This is a genomic window from Neobacillus niacini (genome assembly GCF_031457145.1).
Taxonomy (GTDB): domain Bacteria; phylum Bacillota; class Bacilli; order Bacillales; family Cytobacillaceae; genus Neobacillus; species Neobacillus niacini_J.
The window spans coordinates 546877-562965 of record NZ_JAVDVZ010000001.1 but is presented as its reverse complement, the minus strand read 5'-3'; the positions used below and the strand labels follow the sequence as shown (position 1 = coordinate 562965).

The window sequence follows — 16089 nt, the reverse complement described above, 5'->3', positions numbered from 1 at the left end:
ACCGCTTCCAATAGGTAAAAAGCACAAAAAATAGAGAGAAAACATTTCTGTTTTCCCTCTATTATATCATGAATATTCTAATTATTTATTCGCATCTACAACAGCTTGTATTTTTTCTTTGATGTTTTTCATCGTTTTATCAAGATCCTGCTCACCAAGTAGATATAATTCCACCTCTGCACCAAATTCGGTATAGGCTTCGGTAATATAGGAAGGTGGGGCAATGACTTCAGTAGACTCAACAGTGGTTAGTGCATTCTTTAATGATTCCAAATGAACAGCATCTGGCTTTTTGGTTCCATTAACCACATTTTCTAAGACTTTGTTCATATCTGCTTCCTTCCATGCCGGTGTCCAAATTCCTTGTTCAACAATACCTTCTGTTGTCAACCAACGCATGAAATCATATGCCTCTTGCTTGTGTTTTGAGCTTTTTGCGATAGAGAGTAAATCCCCACCCATTGGTGCAAGTGCTTTGTCACTTTCTTTATTTTTTGGCCATGGTGCCCAAGCAATTTCAAATTCTGGTGTAAATTGACCCCATTCTGTAATCATGAAACTGCCGGCAGGCACCATTGATGCGGATTGACTAAAGAATTGCTGACGATAATCCATTTTTTGCGATAAAATTTCAGTAAATGGAACAGATGATTTATCTACATTTTCTAATTGATTTCGAAGTTCTAAAGATGCGCGTAACATAGGATCATCTGCATTTGATGTACCATCCTCGTGTAAAATTAAATTATCTTTTGCTTTACTCATCACTTTTAATACTGAATGGAAGTTATGCCATGTGTGTAAATAAGAACCATAGTGTTTGTCTGTTTTTAGCTTTTTAGCGTATTCCGTATAGTCATCCCATGTCCATTCAGTTGGAATCTCTAAGCCAGCTTCATCAAGATGTGTTTTATTAAGCATAACAAGCATCGTGACATTTTTCATCGGTAAGCCATAGTACTCACCCTTAAAAGCTGGATAGCTATTATTGTATACTTCATTAATATCAATGCCTTCTTTTTCAACAAATTTAGTGATTGGTTCAACAAGTCCCGCATCAATTCGTTTTGCTAGATCTTGAGTATTGTTGAACAAAATCAGATCCATTTCATCACCAGCTGAAGCCATTAAATCTAACTGTTTGAAATAATCTACAGAGCTCATGTTTTCCACGAGTGGGATGGATTCCACTTTTATTCCAGGGTGCTCTGCTTCATACTTTTTAATTACAGCTTCCCATTTTCCAACATCCTCATTGACCCAGTGGACAAATTTCAATGTAACTTCTTTATCAGTTGAATCTGATTTATCTTCATCTGATGAAGCCTTGTCGTTTCCAGAACAAGCAGCTAACATAAACATTGCCAAAAGTCCTACTAGAAACAATGAACCCCATTTTTTCATCATCATACGTTCCCCCTTATTTTTTGTTTATATATCAACTCTTTCTAAATAAATAGTAAGAGTTCATACCAGTAGTTTTAACCCTTCACTCCACCAAGCTGTATACCTTCAATTACGTTTTTCTGTCCAATAATGAAGATAATCAGTAGTGGTAAAATAGCGGAAACTGATGCGGCCATCATCAATGAGTAAACGCTGCCATGTTGATCTGAAAAACTTTGTACACCAAGCTGAATGGTATATAGTTCTTTTGACCGTAGGAAGATTAATGGATTTTGGAAGTCATTCCAGGTCCAAATAAAACGTAAAATAGCATAAGTTGCAATCGCAGGTCTTACTAATGGTAAGCAAATCGAAGTAAAAATTCTAAAATGCCCTGCTCCATCCATTCTCGCTGATTCAATAATTTCATTACTAATTCCGAGATAGAATTGGCGCAGCATAAAAGTTCCAAATACACTGAAACTATTTAATAGAATAAGCCCTGTGTGAGTATCATAAAGACCTAGCCATCTATATAATAGAAATTGCGTAACTAATAATGTTTGAGGCGGAATCATGAAAGTGGCCAATACGATTAAGAAGATAAAATCTCTTCCTTTAAAATTAATTTTGGCAAACCCATATGCCGCTAAACATGAAACTGTACATGATACTAATGTTGTTAGAACTGTTACCTTGATAGAATTCCAATATAATAGAAGGAATGGCATAGAACCTGTCCAAACCTCCTTATAATTTTCAACCACATTCCAGTTTTGCGGAATCCATTTAATCGGAAAAGTTAATACTTCTTCTTCTACTTTAAAAGAAGCAGATATCATCCACAAAAATGGCATTAGAAAAGCAATCCCTATTAGAACCATAATGACGGTCATGATCAATTTTCTCATATCTAATCTTGCTACCATCTTCACTGCTCCTTTCTTTTTAATAATTCACCCATTTTTTCTGCCCAATAAATTGAATATAGGTAATGATCAAGATAATAACAAACATAACTAAGGAAATGGCGGAAGCATAGCCTGTCTTTAATTCAATAAATGCTTGCTGATACAAATAAACAACTGGTGTGATGGTTGAATTTGCCGGCCCGCCATTTGTTAACACGATGATTAAATCAAATACTTTAAAGCTTGAAATAACCCCTGTAACAAACAATAAGAAAGTTGTCGGTGACACTAACGGAACCGTAATCTTTCTAAATTGAGACCAAGCAGACGCACCATCCATTTGTGCTGCTTCATATAATTCTTTTGGTATGTTCTGCAATCCTGCCAAGTAAATGATTAAATTAAATCCAATTCCTGTCCAAATCATAATTAACATAACAGATGGTAATGCAAAGTTAACGTCTGCAATCCAACCAGGTGGATTTTCAACCCCAAGCGTCAACAGTAATTGGTTTATAGGACCTTTCGTTGGATGAAAAAGCACTTGAAAGACAACCGCAACCGCTACAATGCTCGAAATAAACGGCATAAAATAGATTACTTTAAACAGATCTTTCAAATAAACATATTTGTTAATGATCACAGCTAATCCAAGCGATAAAAGTAAAGTAACCGGAATCGCTAAAATTAAGATAATATTATTTAATAATCCTTTAAGAAATAATGCATTGGTAAGTAATTTTGAGAAATTTTCAAACCCTACAAATTCAGCATTTTCATAGCCAGCTACAAAATTCCAATCTGTAAAACTTAAAACAAATGAAGAAAGTATAGGAAATAATACTAATACTGAAGTACCAATAAACATTGGTGCGATAAATGCATAACCTGCTAAATTCTCCTTCCAGCCGCTAAAAGGAGTCCTTTTTTTTGCGTTTTTGCGTACTTTACTTTTTGCTGTTTGCACAGCATTGGTTTCGAGCTTTACTTCGCTATTCAAAATTGTCACCCCTTCTTCTTTATTGTAACTTTAGTATAGTTTTTGAAACCGCTTTCAACAATGTTCTAATTTTACATTATTGAGAAAATTTTTACTACTTTCGTCATGTTTTTCATTTCACCTAAACGTTCGCTATATTATATAGGTACTTCATGCTTTATTTTTACTTTTTAGATAAAATTTTTACATCATTTTAAAAAAGAAAACGTTAGCATTCTAAGCATGATATATTTATTGATAAGGGGGGGAGCACCATGCAATTAGGTTCATTTTCAAATGCTGTTTATACCTTTTGTGATTGGGTTGCAAGACTAGCTTATATTAATCTATTATGGATTCTTTTTACTTTAAGTGGATTCGTCGTTTTTGGAATATTTCCAGCTACGATTGCAATGTTAGCTACATTAAGGCAGTTTATCCGAAAAAATCATCCACCCGTGTTTCAAACTTTTTGGCACTATTATAAAAAGGAGTTCTTCAACAGTAATAAATTAGGATTAATAATCTTAGTAATCGGTTTCATTTTGTATATGAATATCAATTTTTTACAATCTACTCCTAATGAGATATCATCTTTTCTTTTTTATTCAAGCATCATTATGAGTTGTCTTTATTTTCTAATTATTTGCTATACAATGGCTTCCTACGTTGAATTTGAACAACCCATAGGAACGCATATAAAAAATGCACTTCTTATTACAATCTCTAGTCCGATACCAAGTCTATATATTATTTTTGGATTTGCTGCCGTTTACTTCGCAGTTACCTATTTATCTGGATTAGGGTTCTTTTTCAGTATCAGTATATTAGGTCTTGTGATTCTCTCTTCTGCAAATCTCGCATATAAGAAAATAGCGAAAAAACAAGGGCACCTCAGCCATCAAGTAGAAGGCTCTTAGACATAAAAATACTCCCCTTCAGGAGCCAGATTTTTATTATCAATCTGTCCTCCTAAAGGGGAGTATTTTATTTAACAACATTTCCAAGTGTTTAATCTATAGTTAGGACAGTCTAAAAGAAGGATTTTTATGACTTCTTCTATTCCATCATCATATCTTCATCTCTCTTTTGTATAATCGATTTCGATATTCAATTGGAGAAATTCCCTCTGAACCTTTGAATGTCTTATTAAAATAACTTTGATTATCATAGCCTAATAATTCACTAATTTCGATAATTGAATAATTCGTTTGATCCAATAATTCTTTGGCACGATTCATTTTCATATTGACTACATACTTAACGAAAGTTTCCCCAACCTCTTTTTTGAACAAGCGGCTAAAATAACTTGAATTAAGGTGGAGGTATTGTGCGACTTCCTCCAAATTTATTTTCCGATGGATATTGTCTGAAATATACTTGCAGGCATTAGCAATTTCGTTGTTAATTCTATTTCGAGAATCCTTTAAGTCTATAAGATTCACCATTTGTTCTTTAATATCAATAGGCCTGGCAGCAGGTCGACCCATCTCAAATAACAAAGAAATTCCAAAAGTTTCTTGAAAGGTTTCTTGTATCATTTGAAGAAAGTTCTTTATTTTTTTCGTCTCTTTATCCCATTCTTGGTTGAGGGGAACAAATAAGAATGATTCATTTTGATAAAATTGACCATGCATAGCATTGATATGTTCACCTGACATTAATTCTGTTATCACGTTATGAACAAGAAAGTGGACTAATTCAGTTGAACGAAATGATTGAATCACAGTTTGATAATGATCTATAAAACAAAAGATAACCATGTAGTTTTGATTTGGCAAGAAGCCCAGTAACTGAGCTTCTTCCTTCCATACGTCCTCACTATGGATGGGATGATGGATGGTTCTATTTATAAATCGTTCTAACATCCATCCTTTATTTTGCTCAATCGTAGTAACTAGTCTTAACTGATTTTTTTTCTTTTTCGTTTCTAGGTCGAGTGTTTCCACAAACTGCCGCAGCAATTGAACAATTTCTTCGGCATTCAGCTTATCTTTTAATATATATTCCTGAACATTTAATTTTAGCGCTTGCTGCGCAAAGTGAAATTCATTATGGCAGGAAAGGATCGCAACTAATAATGAGGGGTCGATTTCCTTTAATTTTTTAGTAAGTTCAATTCCGTTTAATTTCGGCATCCCAATGTCCGTTATTAAGATATCAGGCATATTTTCCTCTGCTTCTATAAGAGCACTTAACCCATTACCATGAACGCTTTGTAATTGCAGTCCAAGGTCTTCCCAGTTTATCATCTCCGAAAGAAACTCTAGCACGGGATAATCGTCATCAACTAACATCACTTTATACATGCTTTGCCACCTCTTGAATTGGGATTATCATAGTTACCTTGGTACCCTTATTCAATTCACTGTGTACCCGCATTATAAAGTTATCACCGAAAGTTAATTTCATTCTTTCATATACATTTGATAAACCAATACTTGAAAAACCTTTTCCTTGTTCACTTTCTATATTTGGCTTTGCATTTGCTTTATTGAAGCTTTCTCTAATTTTTGTAAGTTGGTCTTCCTGCATTCCCAGACCATTATCATCAATCTCTATCGTAAAAATACCATCAAGATAGGTAGCTATTAACAAAATATAGCCGCCATGGTCACTAAACCCATGTATAATGGCATTTTCTATGATGGGTTGTAAAACCAAGCGGGGTATTTTAATCAAAAGGGTCTCAGGCGATACTTCTACATTCAATTCAACCGTATGCATTTGCCGTATATTCATAAGTCGAACAAAATCATGATTGATCTCGATTTCCTCATGAAAAGGGATCATTTCTTTATTTTTATCGATGGTGATTCTTAATAGCTTTGACAGAGAGCTAATCATTTCTGCACTATCTTGAGTCCGTTTCAATAGAACCTTCATGCGAATGGAGTTTAATACATTAAACAAAAAGTGAGGGTTGATTTGAGCTTGCAGCATCGCTAACTCTGCTTCCCGCTTTCGGGATTGAGTAAGTGTATTCTCCTCAATCATTTCATTCACTTTATCTAGCATGAGATTAAAAGACTTTGAAAGCACGGCAATTTCATCGGTCCCTTTTGCCTTAGTACGGACAGACAAATCACCCTTAATGACCTTCCTTGACAAGTTCCTTAAATCCACCAAACGATTTAATATTTTTCGTAAAAGATAGACCAATAAAACTAAAAACACTAAGAAGGTAGCCGTTTGAACAACGAATATCTTTTTGAAAATTGAGTTAATTCTGGCTACCGCATTTTCATACGGATTAAGTGAGATTAATTTCCAACCTGTAATAGAAAGGTCCCGAGTATTGATTAAATACTCTTCATCATTTATTTCTATAACATCGTTTGTATAGCTTCCTATTTGTTTCGTAACCTGCTCTGATAAAACCCCATTTAAATGCTTATTCTTCGAAATAATTTGCCCCTGTTCATTCAGCAAAACCATTCCATGATCGGTGGTCTCATTACTTAATATATCGATGATCCTATCTTCCATAATGGTCACCATGGCATATCCATAGATACCAAAATTACTGTCCTTCAAAGGTCTTGCCACAGATAATTGAAAGGTATTTGTCTTTCTTTCTGATGCAATCATAGACAGCTGTGGAGCAATCCAGATTGAACTATATCCTTTAAGCTTACTTAATATAGGGAACCATGGTTCGTTTTTTAAGTTAATCGGATTAAATTCTTTAAAAGGATAGTTCGTATAAAATTTCCCATTATTTAGCAAAATCGTAACATATGCATTTTGAGCAACCAATGTAATCGCTTCCAATTTTTGTTGGACTTTTTGCTCATTCATGATGTCTTCATATTGTGTTTCTACTATATCCAGTTCATCTAATTGACTACTCTTATATTTTAAGATTGCACTAAGCTCTGTATCATGTTGAATAAAGTTGAGTGTATATAACATACCTTCAAATACACTTTTTAAGTATTCGTCTGTTAGTTTCAGTTCATTTTGAGCACTAATAACCGCTTGTTCTTTCACTGCATCTTTTGTTAAATAATTGTAGACAGAGAATGTACTAATAGATGGAAGTATTAAACACAGAATCGCTATTAATAGCACTTTGTCACGAAAAGACAGGGACGATACAAATCGTACCAGACGCGTTTTCATACCCAGCCTCCCCTCGTGGTGAAAAAGAACAGGGCAGGAAACTGTTTCGCCCCTGCCCTTAAATATACTCCGCTAATTGTGTTTTTACCTTCTATTTAAAGAAATAAATTTTTAGAAAGTACGACTTTATCCCACTTATTTGTTTTTATCGATGATATCTTGTACTATTTTTTTGGAATTTGCAACAGTTGTATCTACATCTTGTTGGTCTAGAATCAGTTTTTCAAATTCTACTGTGAGGGCAGCATTAATTTCATTAATATAAGGTACTGGTTGGCTGATTTTAGCAGATTTGGTAGACTTAATTGTATGCAATAGCGTCTCTCTATCTAGTTTATCTGGATTTGCGGATTCTGAAAAGATTTGGTCTATTAGACTTTCAATCTCGGCATCTGATGCTTTTGTCCAAGATGGTAAGAACGCGGCTTGCTCAAATTGTCCTTCTGTAGAATACCATTTAATAAACTTATAGGAAGCATCTTTATGTTTCGAATTTGCATAAATACCTAAAAGGTCACCGCCTGTTGGATTATATGAGAATTCGTCTGTGGGATTATTTTTTGGCATTGGTGCAACAGCGATATTGAATTCCACCGGGAAACGATCAGATCCACCTAGTTCCGATAACAACCAGCTTCCAGTCACAATCATACTGGATGCTTGTGTAAAAAATTGATCTCGATAATTCAATTTTTGTGAAATCATTTGAGAATATGGTACTGCTGACTTATCTTCTTTTTCCATTTTCACTCGTAGTTCTAAGGATTTTTTATAAAGAGGATCATTCATATTAGAACTGCCATCCACTTTCAAGAAACCAGCATTTGATTCTTGAGTAATTAAATTTAAACTCATATATTGCTGCCAGGCGAATTGAAATGGTCCGTGAAAATAAGTGCCATAATATCCGTCACCTGTAAGTTTTTTGGCGTACTCTTGAAACTCATCCCACGTCCACTCTTTTGGCACTTCAAGTCCTGCGGCATCCAAACGGTCTTTATTCAATAAAACATACATTAGATTGAATTTTCCTGGCATAGCATAATAATGATCATTAACTTTTAGATCGAATTTGTATTCTTTCTCCATGTTAATACCGTCTGCTTGAATATATTTATCTAATTCTTCTACCATTCCTAATTGAGCCCGTTGGGCAAGTGCGTCTATAAATGGAAACATAATAACATCCATTTCTTCACCAGACGCTGCACCTAAGTCAATCTTCTTAAGTGCTTCTTGTGAATCATTCTTTTCACTTAATTCGACAATCTCGACGTTTATATCAGGATGTTTCTTTTTAAATGCACTGACAGTTTTTTCCCATTTATAGACGTCATTCGTTCCATAAGTGTGGACTTTGATTGTGACAGGTTCGCTAGGTTCGCCTTCTTTTTCTTCATTACTAGAAGACTTTTGTTCACTACATGCTGCCAAAATTCCAACTACTAAAAAGATTGCTAAAAATAATGTAAACATCTTTTTCATATTCTCTACCCCCATTTTTGTGTTTTGATTTATTGATTGATTCCATATTGCCAGATTTAGCTATCAAACTATTTAGAATGGAATTTAACTACCCCAATCTAGAAGGACACCAAGCGCTTCATTTTGTTGATTTTGTAACATCTCATAGCCATGTTTCGCTTCGCTATTTGGCAGTTTATGGGTTATAAGAGGATCAATTTTAAGCGCTCCAAGTTCGATTAATTTTAATGCGTATTTACTTAGTTTCAATCGTGAAGGGAATCCATTTTGATCTTGTAATCTTTCATGGGCACCTGTAAAGTTTACACCTTTGCTATGAATGTACTCATAGACATTTAAATCCACATTTCCCCGGGTAGAACCGAGTGCGATTACCTGACCTAAAGGCTTTACCACTTCTAGAGCTGGAATAATTAGTTTTGGAGAACCAGTGGCTTCTATTACGATATCAGCATATTTAGAGCCGGTTAACTCTTCTAGCTTTTCTCCTAAATCGATTGAATCGCCAGATAAAATTGTTTTTTGGATACCTGTTTTATTTGCAATTTTTAGACGCTCTTCAACAACATCAACGGCGATTACTTCTGCTCCCTTAATAGACAATAGCTGAGCTGCTAGATTTCCGATCATTCCCATTCCTAAAACGACTGCAATATCACCGATTTGTACTTTGCTTTGGACGATTGATGTCATGCAAATGGCAGCCAGTCTAGAAAATACGGCCTTCTCTCCTAACTCTCTATCATCAAGCTTAATTACTGGCCACTGATGATTTTTAACCGAAATGATATTATAGGCTGCATGATTTCCTAAAGCGTATACAATATCACCGATTTTGAAGTCCTCTACCTCTTTTCCTACTTCAACTATTTCCCCCACGATCGAATATCCAGGATAAAAAGGATACTTTGCAAAATGATTATTTGGATCCTTAATGCCGACATGCGTACCAGTAAACAAGGCAAGCTCTGTACCTGGACTGATTAAGCTATGGATAGTGCGTACAAGCACTTGTTTTTCTTCTAATGTCCCCTCTTCTACTGTAGTAGATTCAAATTCAAGATTGTATGGTTCAGTAAACATTATTTTTTTATTTACATATTGGGTCATAATCTCACCTCATCCTTTTTGTTTTATTCAAATATTGGGCAGTCTAGACAAAGGCTGAAGGCAGGTGAATACTTTTGCCTTCCCGTGCTGATTTATAGATGGCTAAGATAATTTCTAACGGTTTTCTACCTTCATACCCATTCACTTGAGGCTCTCTATTTGTTTGAATGCTATCAATCATATCCTCGAATTGCAGCCGGTGAGCGTCACTTTTTATTGCCATTGGATTAGCAGCACCCGTGGGATTTTCATCATTTTCTCTTGGGGCATCATTAACTGGTACTCCACCGTTCTCTGAATCTTTAAAGTATAGGTGGGTTAACTGATCAGCATCAATAACGGCAGATCCATTGCTGCCAAATAGTTCTAGTCGATTAGAATAGCCCGGATATGCTGCTGTTGTACAAGAAATTGTTCCTAGAGCACCATTTTTAAATCTCACTACTGCAGCGGCCACGTCTTCCACTTCAATTCGTTCATGAGCTAATGTGTCTACTATTGCGTAAACGCTTTCAACAGGCCCCATAAAATATTGCATTAAATCAATGGTATGGATGGATTGGTTCATTAAAACTCCTCCACCATCCATTTTCCAAGTGCCCCGCCACTGTCCATTATCATAATAATCCTGTGTACGATACCAATTTACTGCGATTTCAGCCATAACTAATTTCCCAAGCCTTCCAGAATCTATTTGACTTTTAACCTGTATGACGGAAGGATCAAAGCGATGCTGTGAAACTACTGCAACTTTTAAACCAGCTTCATTAGCAAAATTGATGATTTGATCTGCCTTTTCTAGTGAAATCTCCATTGGTTTTTCGATAATAACATGCTTCCCATACCTTAAAGCATCCATTGCTAAATCCCCATGCAATCCACTTGGAGTACAAATACAGACGATATCAATATCTTCTCGTTGTAGCATTTCTAAATGATCTAGATATGGCCTGACATTGTATTGATTAGCAAATTTTTTTACACCTCCTTCATCAATACTAGCGATTGCAACTAAATTAGCCTTTGGTATTTGTGAAATTGCTTCTGCATGGATATTACTAATAAAACCGGTTCCAATAATGGCAAAACCAATTTCTCTATTGATCATTAAATCATTCCTACTTTCAGTTGATTTAATCTTCTGATAATTTATCCTTTTACTCCACCAAGAGCGATTCCTTCAATTACTTGTTTCTGACCAATAATAAAGACGATAATCAGTGGTAGGATTGCCGAAACTGCAGCAGCCATGATTAAGGAATAAAATTCCCCATTTAAGGATGTGAATTTTTGCATGGCTAACTGTATGGTATATAGTTCATCTGTACGTAAGAAAATTAATGGATTCTGAAAATCATTCCATGTCCAGATAAAGCGCAAAATCGCATAAGTTGCAATCGCAGGTCGGACAAGTGGCATGGCAATCGACCAAAAAATTCGAAAATGACCTGCACCATCTATTTTTGCGGCATCAATATAATCTGAATGAATGCTCATAAAGAACTGCCTTAACATAAAGGTTCCTAATACACTAAAGCTTCCTAAGAGAATTAATCCGAAATGGCTATCAAATAATCCTAAATATCGATATAAAATAAACTGAGGAACTAGTATAGACTGTTGCGGCACCATATAGGTTGCCAAAATAATAATGAATAGGACCTTACCTGCTGGAAAGTTTATTTTCGAAAATCCATAAGCTGCCATGGCTGATACCGTTACCGAAATAATTGTCGTAATGACAGTTATTTTAATTGAATTCCAATAATAAAGAGCGAAAGTGTACTGACCCAACCACACTTCTTTAAAGTTTTCAATGCCATTCCATCTTGATGGAATCCACTCAATAGGAAATTTAAATACATCTGCTTCCATTTTAAAAGAAGTAGATAACATCCAAACGAATGGTAATAAAAAGGCAATACTTATTATAAAAGCGATAACGGTAATCACTAACTTTCCAATACTAAACCTTTTCTCCATGAACGTACCTCCCTCTAATAATTCACCCATTTTTTCTGCAAAACCCACTGAACTAAAGTAATAAGTAGTACAAAGAAAAATAGGACAACCGCAATCGCTGAGGCATAACCAATCTTCAAATTCACGAAAGCACTATCATATAAATGCCAGACAAGCATGGTAGTAGAATTAATTGGCCCGCCCTTCGTTAATACTGCAATTAAGTCGAATACCTTAAAGGTTGCGATAATTCCTGTTATTAATAGGAAGAAGGTTGTTGGGGATAAAGTTGGAAGCATGATATGTTTAAATTTATCTAGTGGCGTTGCCCCATCCATATTTGCTGCCTCATAAAGCTCTTTAGGAATGGATTGTAACCCCGCTAAATAAATAATCATATTAAAGCCAATGGAAGCCCAAATTTGAATGATCATCAAAGAAATAAGAGCAAAATTTGGATCTGCTATCCACTTCGGTGAATTTTCAACCCCAAGTGAAAATAGGAATTGATTAATTGGACCCTCAGTTGGATTAAATAAAACCTGCCATACGACTGCAATCGCGACAATACTTGAAATATATGGCATGAAAAAGGCTACTTTAAAGTAACTTTTCATATAGACATGTTTATCAATGACAATGGCAATGATTAATGAGATCACCATAGAAAATGGCACTGTTAATAGAAAAAGTAAATTGTTCAATACCGATTTAACAAATACTTCGTTCGCGAAAAGAACTTTGAAATTATCCAACCCTACCCATTTTACCGATTGAATTCCCATAATAAAGTTCCAGTCAGCAAAGGCTAGAAAAAACGTTGCAATAATTGGCAAAAGTGTTAATACACTAACCCCAATAAACATAGGGGATACAAACAAAAAACCAATCCAGCTTTCCCTTTTTTCAAGTGAACTTTTTTTCAATTTTTTGATGTTTACATACTCCACTTTTTCTAGAACTGTTTTTGCTTCTACACTCAAATATCTCACCCTTTCAAGAGAGGATTTTTTTCTCGAATTACTGTTTGATAGTATCCCGCTATCTTTGTATTATGTTTGTGCATATTGACTGCCTGTGCTTCAATTTTTTTGAATAACCGTAGAGAGAAAAAGGATTGAATACATGCCAAGCCACTTGCTAAAAAGAGGAAACCTGCCATTGGTAGGAAAGCAAAAGTTAATAGCAAGGAAGTGATACAAATCAACGTCATAAATGTATGGACTGGGTAGGTGATTCCAATTAGAAAAGCTATTTTAATAGTAGGAAACACCTTCCTCTCTGCCTCAATAAAGACTGGAAACACATACAGTAAAGTAATCACATACAGGAAGAAACATCCTAGAAGAATTCCCTTACCAGTCATGGCCCAAGTTCCACTAAACTGGTTGGTAAAAAGCCAATCCGTGTAAAAAATAATCGGAAGGATTGTCAGTACGATCCCTAACCTATTTGTCCTCCAGAATTCCTTTTTGTATACATCCCAAAACTCGTTGAAAGCCCTTACACTTTCTCCTGTTTGAAAACTCTTCAAAACTGTAAATAATGCAACGGTTGCAGGGAAGATCCCTGCGATAACAAGCCCTGCAAGTGTAAAGAGGATCCATAAGAGATTTAAATAAAATAATTTAATAAGCCAATCACATGCGGTATTCATATGATTCATTAATCTACTAGAGTTCATGATTACCTCCTTTATGAATTCGTTCATTTGTTTGGTGATTACTATAATACTAATTGTAAGAAAATTACGAATTTAATCCTATAGCTTTTTTTTACCTATAAAAAAATTTTTTGACTTATTTCTGATTTCTCAAAAATTATCTTGCAGAATTTCCCATAAAAATAACAAAAAGATACTCCCCTTTAGTAGTCAGATTATCATTTTTAATCTGTCCTTCTAAAGGGGAGTATTTCATAATAGGGTCTTGCGATATTCACTTGGAGAGGAACCAATGTGTTTTTTAAAAAAACTGCTAAAATGGGCTTCGCTTTCAAAGCCACATTCACTACATAGCTGCTTAATAGTTGCATTCGGATACATTTTTAGTAGGTTAAGAAACTGGGTTAATCGGTATTGCATAAGATATTCCATTATCGTGTATCCCGTGAATTCCTTAAATAGATGAACAAGATAGGATTTACTGATATTAAGTTCTTGGGCAATATCCTCTAATTGAATTTTATGGTTAAAATGTTCCTGTACGTAATAAGCAATCTCTTGAATGTATGTGCTTTTTTCATCTAAAAGATTCTTAGAATCTGCTATTTGAGAATCGCTATGACAGTCTAAAAGAAGGCTTTTTTTATGTCTTAACATAATTTATCCATGCGCTCTAAAACAGTTTGATATCCATTATTTCCATAATCTAATAGCTTTTTAACTCTTGTAATCGAAGATGATGAGGCATTCGTTTCAATTTGAATATCCATATATGTATTGCCTTCTTTTAGCAATCTTGCAACTTCAAGCCTTTGTACAAAAGACTTTATCTCATTCATTGTGCATAAATCATCTAAAAATGCCTCACACTCTTCCTTTGTTTGTAAAGATAGGATAGCTTTAAATAACTGCTCAATGGGTTCCTGGGGTAATTTTTTTATATACATTTAACAGCCTCCACTGAATATGGTAAAAAATCATTCTCAATTTTTTATTGATAGAAGGGGGAATCGTCCCAATAGACGTTCTCCCCACTTCCCGCATCAGTAATAAAATGTAGATTACCTTTCGTACGATTTCACATTACCATAACGCGATGATTCCAGTGAACACACCTACGATAATATAGATAAGCAAAATTCCTAAAGACCATTTGGCTGCATGCTTGTGAAGATCACCTAAATTAATCCCTGTTATGTTAATTAGTAAATAAACAGACGCTACGAGCGGGCCCATAATACCAAATGGAGTCCCGTATAATGAAGCGGTTCCAATTTTTAATGTATCAATTCCATAATTTGATGCTGTTTCAGCCAAGATTGGCAGAATACCAAAGTAAAACCCATCTGGACCAATTAAGAAAAGGGCCGGAGCACTCACAATTGCAGTAAATAGTGCCATATAAGGCCCTAGACCATCTGGAATGATGTTTACTAACGAGAGCGCCATAGATTCAGAAATTGGGGTTCCTTTAAAGATACCTGAAAAAATTCCTGCAGCCAGAACTACCGCTACTACGGCTAATGCATTAGGGGCATGTGCTGCCATTCGTTCGCGCTGACTTTGAAGAGCCGGATAATTAATAAGTAAAGCAAGAGCCGTACCTACGATAAAAACGATTGCTGGCGGAAGCCATTCTAGAACAATGGCAACCATTATGATGCTTGAGAGAAAAAGGTTAAACCAAATTAATTTAGGACGTTTAACATTTAGATTTTCAGGTGTGATATTTTCTATAACAGCGCTTTCAATTGCGGCGTCAATAATTCCTGCTTCAGGCATAGAAATGGATTCAGTGCTTGTTTTTCTATATCTTGCTCGTTCTTTCAACCCGATAAAATATGCGACAGCAACAACGAATAGTAAACTTACAATCATTCCTGGTAACATTTCAAGATATAATTGATTAGGCTCGAGATTTAAAACACTCGCTACCCTGCCGGCAGGACCACCCCATGGAACTAGTGTCGTTATCCCAATTTGCATGATGGTTATGGAAGCTAAAATAATCGTACTGATTCCAAGTTTTTTATATAATGGAAGAAAGGCAGTTACAACAATCATCATCGTTGTCGATCCGTCCCCATCAAATCCTATGATTCCAGCTAACACAGCCGTTCCCACAATGATTTTTAATGGATCCCCTTTCGCTAACTGAATGATCTTTGAAGTTAATGGATCAAACAATCCAGTGTCTAACATGATTCCAAAATACAAAATGGCAAATAACAAAAGAATAGCAGTAGGTGCAACCTTCTGGATTCCTTCCATCATCAAATTGCCTAGTTCCGGCCCAAACCCTCCAATTATGCCATAAATAATCGGTATAACGGTTAAACCTAAAAACGGAGATACACGCTTTGTCAAAATCAAAAATAAAAAGGTGAAAATCATCAAAAACCCTAAAATAGACAACATATACTTCTTCCTCCCCAATGTTCGTTTTCGTTTGCGCTATCATTGGTGAC

The 16089-nt window shown here is 35.2% G+C and carries 15 protein-coding genes; 1 reads left to right on the top strand and 14 read right to left on the bottom strand.

Annotated elements, in window-relative coordinates; translation table 11 throughout:
• Positions 1–81: 81 nt before the first annotated feature.
• The 3 genes from J2Y03_RS03065 to J2Y03_RS03055 all read right to left on the bottom strand — a co-directional run bounded on the left by J2Y03_RS03065 (position 82) and on the right by J2Y03_RS03055 (position 3297).
• Entirely contained in the window at positions 82–1407 is a 1326-nt protein-coding gene (locus J2Y03_RS03065; protein WP_310190536.1) for an ABC transporter substrate-binding protein, read from the bottom strand.
• Positions 1408–1481: 74 nt separating this feature from the next.
• The gene (locus J2Y03_RS03060; RefSeq protein ID WP_310190534.1) at positions 1482–2315 is read right to left on the bottom strand and encodes a carbohydrate ABC transporter permease; all 834 of its coding nucleotides are present in this window, start codon (positions 2313–2315) and stop codon (positions 1482–1484) included.
• A gap of 19 nt (positions 2316–2334) precedes the next feature.
• On the bottom strand, positions 2335–3297 hold the full coding sequence (locus J2Y03_RS03055; protein ID WP_310190532.1) for a carbohydrate ABC transporter permease: 963 nt from the start codon (positions 3295–3297) through the stop codon (positions 2335–2337).
• Positions 3298–3551: 254 nt separating this feature from the next.
• On the opposite strand from J2Y03_RS03055, the gene J2Y03_RS03050 reads away from it, so the two are divergent.
• Positions 3552–4196 carry a YesL family protein gene (locus tag J2Y03_RS03050; protein ID WP_310190530.1) on the top strand — a complete coding sequence of 215 codons (645 nt, stop codon included), beginning with the start codon at positions 3552–3554 and terminating at the stop codon, positions 4194–4196.
• A 150-nt stretch (positions 4197–4346) separates the two neighbouring features.
• On the opposite strand, the gene J2Y03_RS03045 is transcribed toward J2Y03_RS03050, so the two are convergent.
• The 11 genes from J2Y03_RS03045 to J2Y03_RS02995 form a co-directional block, all read right to left on the bottom strand.
• Positions 4347–5585, bottom strand: coding sequence for a helix-turn-helix domain-containing protein (locus J2Y03_RS03045; protein ID WP_310190528.1), 1239 nt, complete (start codon positions 5583–5585; stop codon positions 4347–4349).
• Positions 5578–7401, bottom strand: a complete 1824-nt coding sequence (locus J2Y03_RS03040) for a sensor histidine kinase (RefSeq protein ID WP_310190525.1) — start codon at positions 7399–7401, stop codon at positions 5578–5580. The genes J2Y03_RS03045 and J2Y03_RS03040 overlap by 8 nt, the downstream gene beginning before the upstream one ends.
• 135 nt (positions 7402–7536) lie before the next feature.
• Positions 7537–8886, bottom strand: a complete 1350-nt coding sequence (locus J2Y03_RS03035) for an ABC transporter substrate-binding protein (protein ID WP_310190521.1) — start codon at positions 8884–8886, stop codon at positions 7537–7539.
• Between the two features lie 84 nt (positions 8887–8970).
• Positions 8971–9969: a zinc-dependent alcohol dehydrogenase gene (locus J2Y03_RS03030; protein ID WP_310190518.1), complete on the bottom strand. Its 999-nt coding sequence runs from the start codon at positions 9967–9969 to the stop codon at positions 8971–8973.
• 70 nt (positions 9970–10039) lie between these two features.
• Positions 10040–11104 (bottom strand): Gfo/Idh/MocA family protein, encoded by a 1065-nt coding sequence (locus tag J2Y03_RS03025; RefSeq protein WP_310190517.1) that lies wholly within the window; start codon positions 11102–11104, stop codon positions 10040–10042.
• 41 nt (positions 11105–11145) lie between these two features.
• Complete coding sequence (locus J2Y03_RS03020; protein WP_132090144.1) at positions 11146–11979, bottom strand: carbohydrate ABC transporter permease; 834 nt, start codon at positions 11977–11979, stop codon at positions 11146–11148.
• A gap of 14 nt (positions 11980–11993) precedes the next feature.
• Entirely contained in the window at positions 11994–12941 is a 948-nt protein-coding gene (locus J2Y03_RS03015) for a carbohydrate ABC transporter permease (protein WP_396954158.1), read from the bottom strand.
• A gap of 5 nt (positions 12942–12946) precedes the next feature.
• Positions 12947–13642, bottom strand: coding sequence for a YesL family protein (locus J2Y03_RS03010; RefSeq protein WP_310190515.1), 696 nt, complete (start codon positions 13640–13642; stop codon positions 12947–12949).
• Positions 13643–13873: 231 nt separating this feature from the next.
• Positions 13874–14278: a helix-turn-helix transcriptional regulator gene (locus J2Y03_RS03005; RefSeq protein WP_310190512.1), complete on the bottom strand. Its 405-nt coding sequence runs from the start codon at positions 14276–14278 to the stop codon at positions 13874–13876.
• Positions 14272–14568 (bottom strand): YerC/YecD family TrpR-related protein, encoded by a 297-nt coding sequence (locus J2Y03_RS03000; RefSeq protein WP_310190510.1) that lies wholly within the window; start codon positions 14566–14568, stop codon positions 14272–14274. Before J2Y03_RS03000 ends, J2Y03_RS03005 begins: the two co-directional genes overlap by 7 nt.
• 136 nt (positions 14569–14704) lie before the next feature.
• Entirely contained in the window at positions 14705–16039 is a 1335-nt protein-coding gene (locus tag J2Y03_RS02995; protein WP_310190508.1) for a CitMHS family transporter, read from the bottom strand.
• Positions 16040–16089 lie beyond the last annotated feature (50 nt).

Bases quoted from the DNA above. Each gene is read 5' to 3' on its own strand.
- J2Y03_RS03040 (WP_310190525.1), bottom strand. From the start codon at position 7,401: ATGAAAACGCGTCTGGTACGATTTGTATCGTCCCTGTCTTTTCGTGAC.
- J2Y03_RS03025 (WP_310190517.1), bottom strand. From the start codon at position 11,104: ATGATCAATAGAGAAATTGGTTTTGCCATTATTGGAACCGGTTTTATT.
- J2Y03_RS03000 (WP_310190510.1), bottom strand. From the start codon at position 14,568: ATGTATATAAAAAAATTACCCCAGGAACCCATTGAGCAGTTATTTAAA.
- J2Y03_RS03005 (WP_310190512.1), bottom strand. From the start codon at position 14,278: ATGTTAAGACATAAAAAAAGCCTTCTTTTAGACTGTCATAGCGATTCT.
- J2Y03_RS03010 (WP_310190515.1), bottom strand. From the start codon at position 13,642: ATGAACTCTAGTAGATTAATGAATCATATGAATACCGCATGTGATTGG.
- J2Y03_RS03065 (WP_310190536.1), bottom strand. From the start codon at position 1,407: ATGATGAAAAAATGGGGTTCATTGTTTCTAGTAGGACTTTTGGCAATG.
- J2Y03_RS03030 (WP_310190518.1), bottom strand. From the start codon at position 9,969: ATGTTTACTGAACCATACAATCTTGAATTTGAATCTACTACAGTAGAA.
- J2Y03_RS03045 (WP_310190528.1), bottom strand. From the start codon at position 5,585: ATGTATAAAGTGATGTTAGTTGATGACGATTATCCCGTGCTAGAGTTT.
- J2Y03_RS03020 (WP_132090144.1), bottom strand. From the start codon at position 11,979: ATGGAGAAAAGGTTTAGTATTGGAAAGTTAGTGATTACCGTTATCGCT.
- J2Y03_RS03035 (WP_310190521.1), bottom strand. From the start codon at position 8,886: ATGAAAAAGATGTTTACATTATTTTTAGCAATCTTTTTAGTAGTTGGA.
- J2Y03_RS03060 (WP_310190534.1), bottom strand. From the start codon at position 2,315: ATGGTAGCAAGATTAGATATGAGAAAATTGATCATGACCGTCATTATG.
- J2Y03_RS03050 (WP_310190530.1), top strand. From the start codon at position 3,552: ATGCAATTAGGTTCATTTTCAAATGCTGTTTATACCTTTTGTGATTGG.
- J2Y03_RS02995 (WP_310190508.1), bottom strand. From the start codon at position 16,039: ATGTTGTCTATTTTAGGGTTTTTGATGATTTTCACCTTTTTATTTTTG.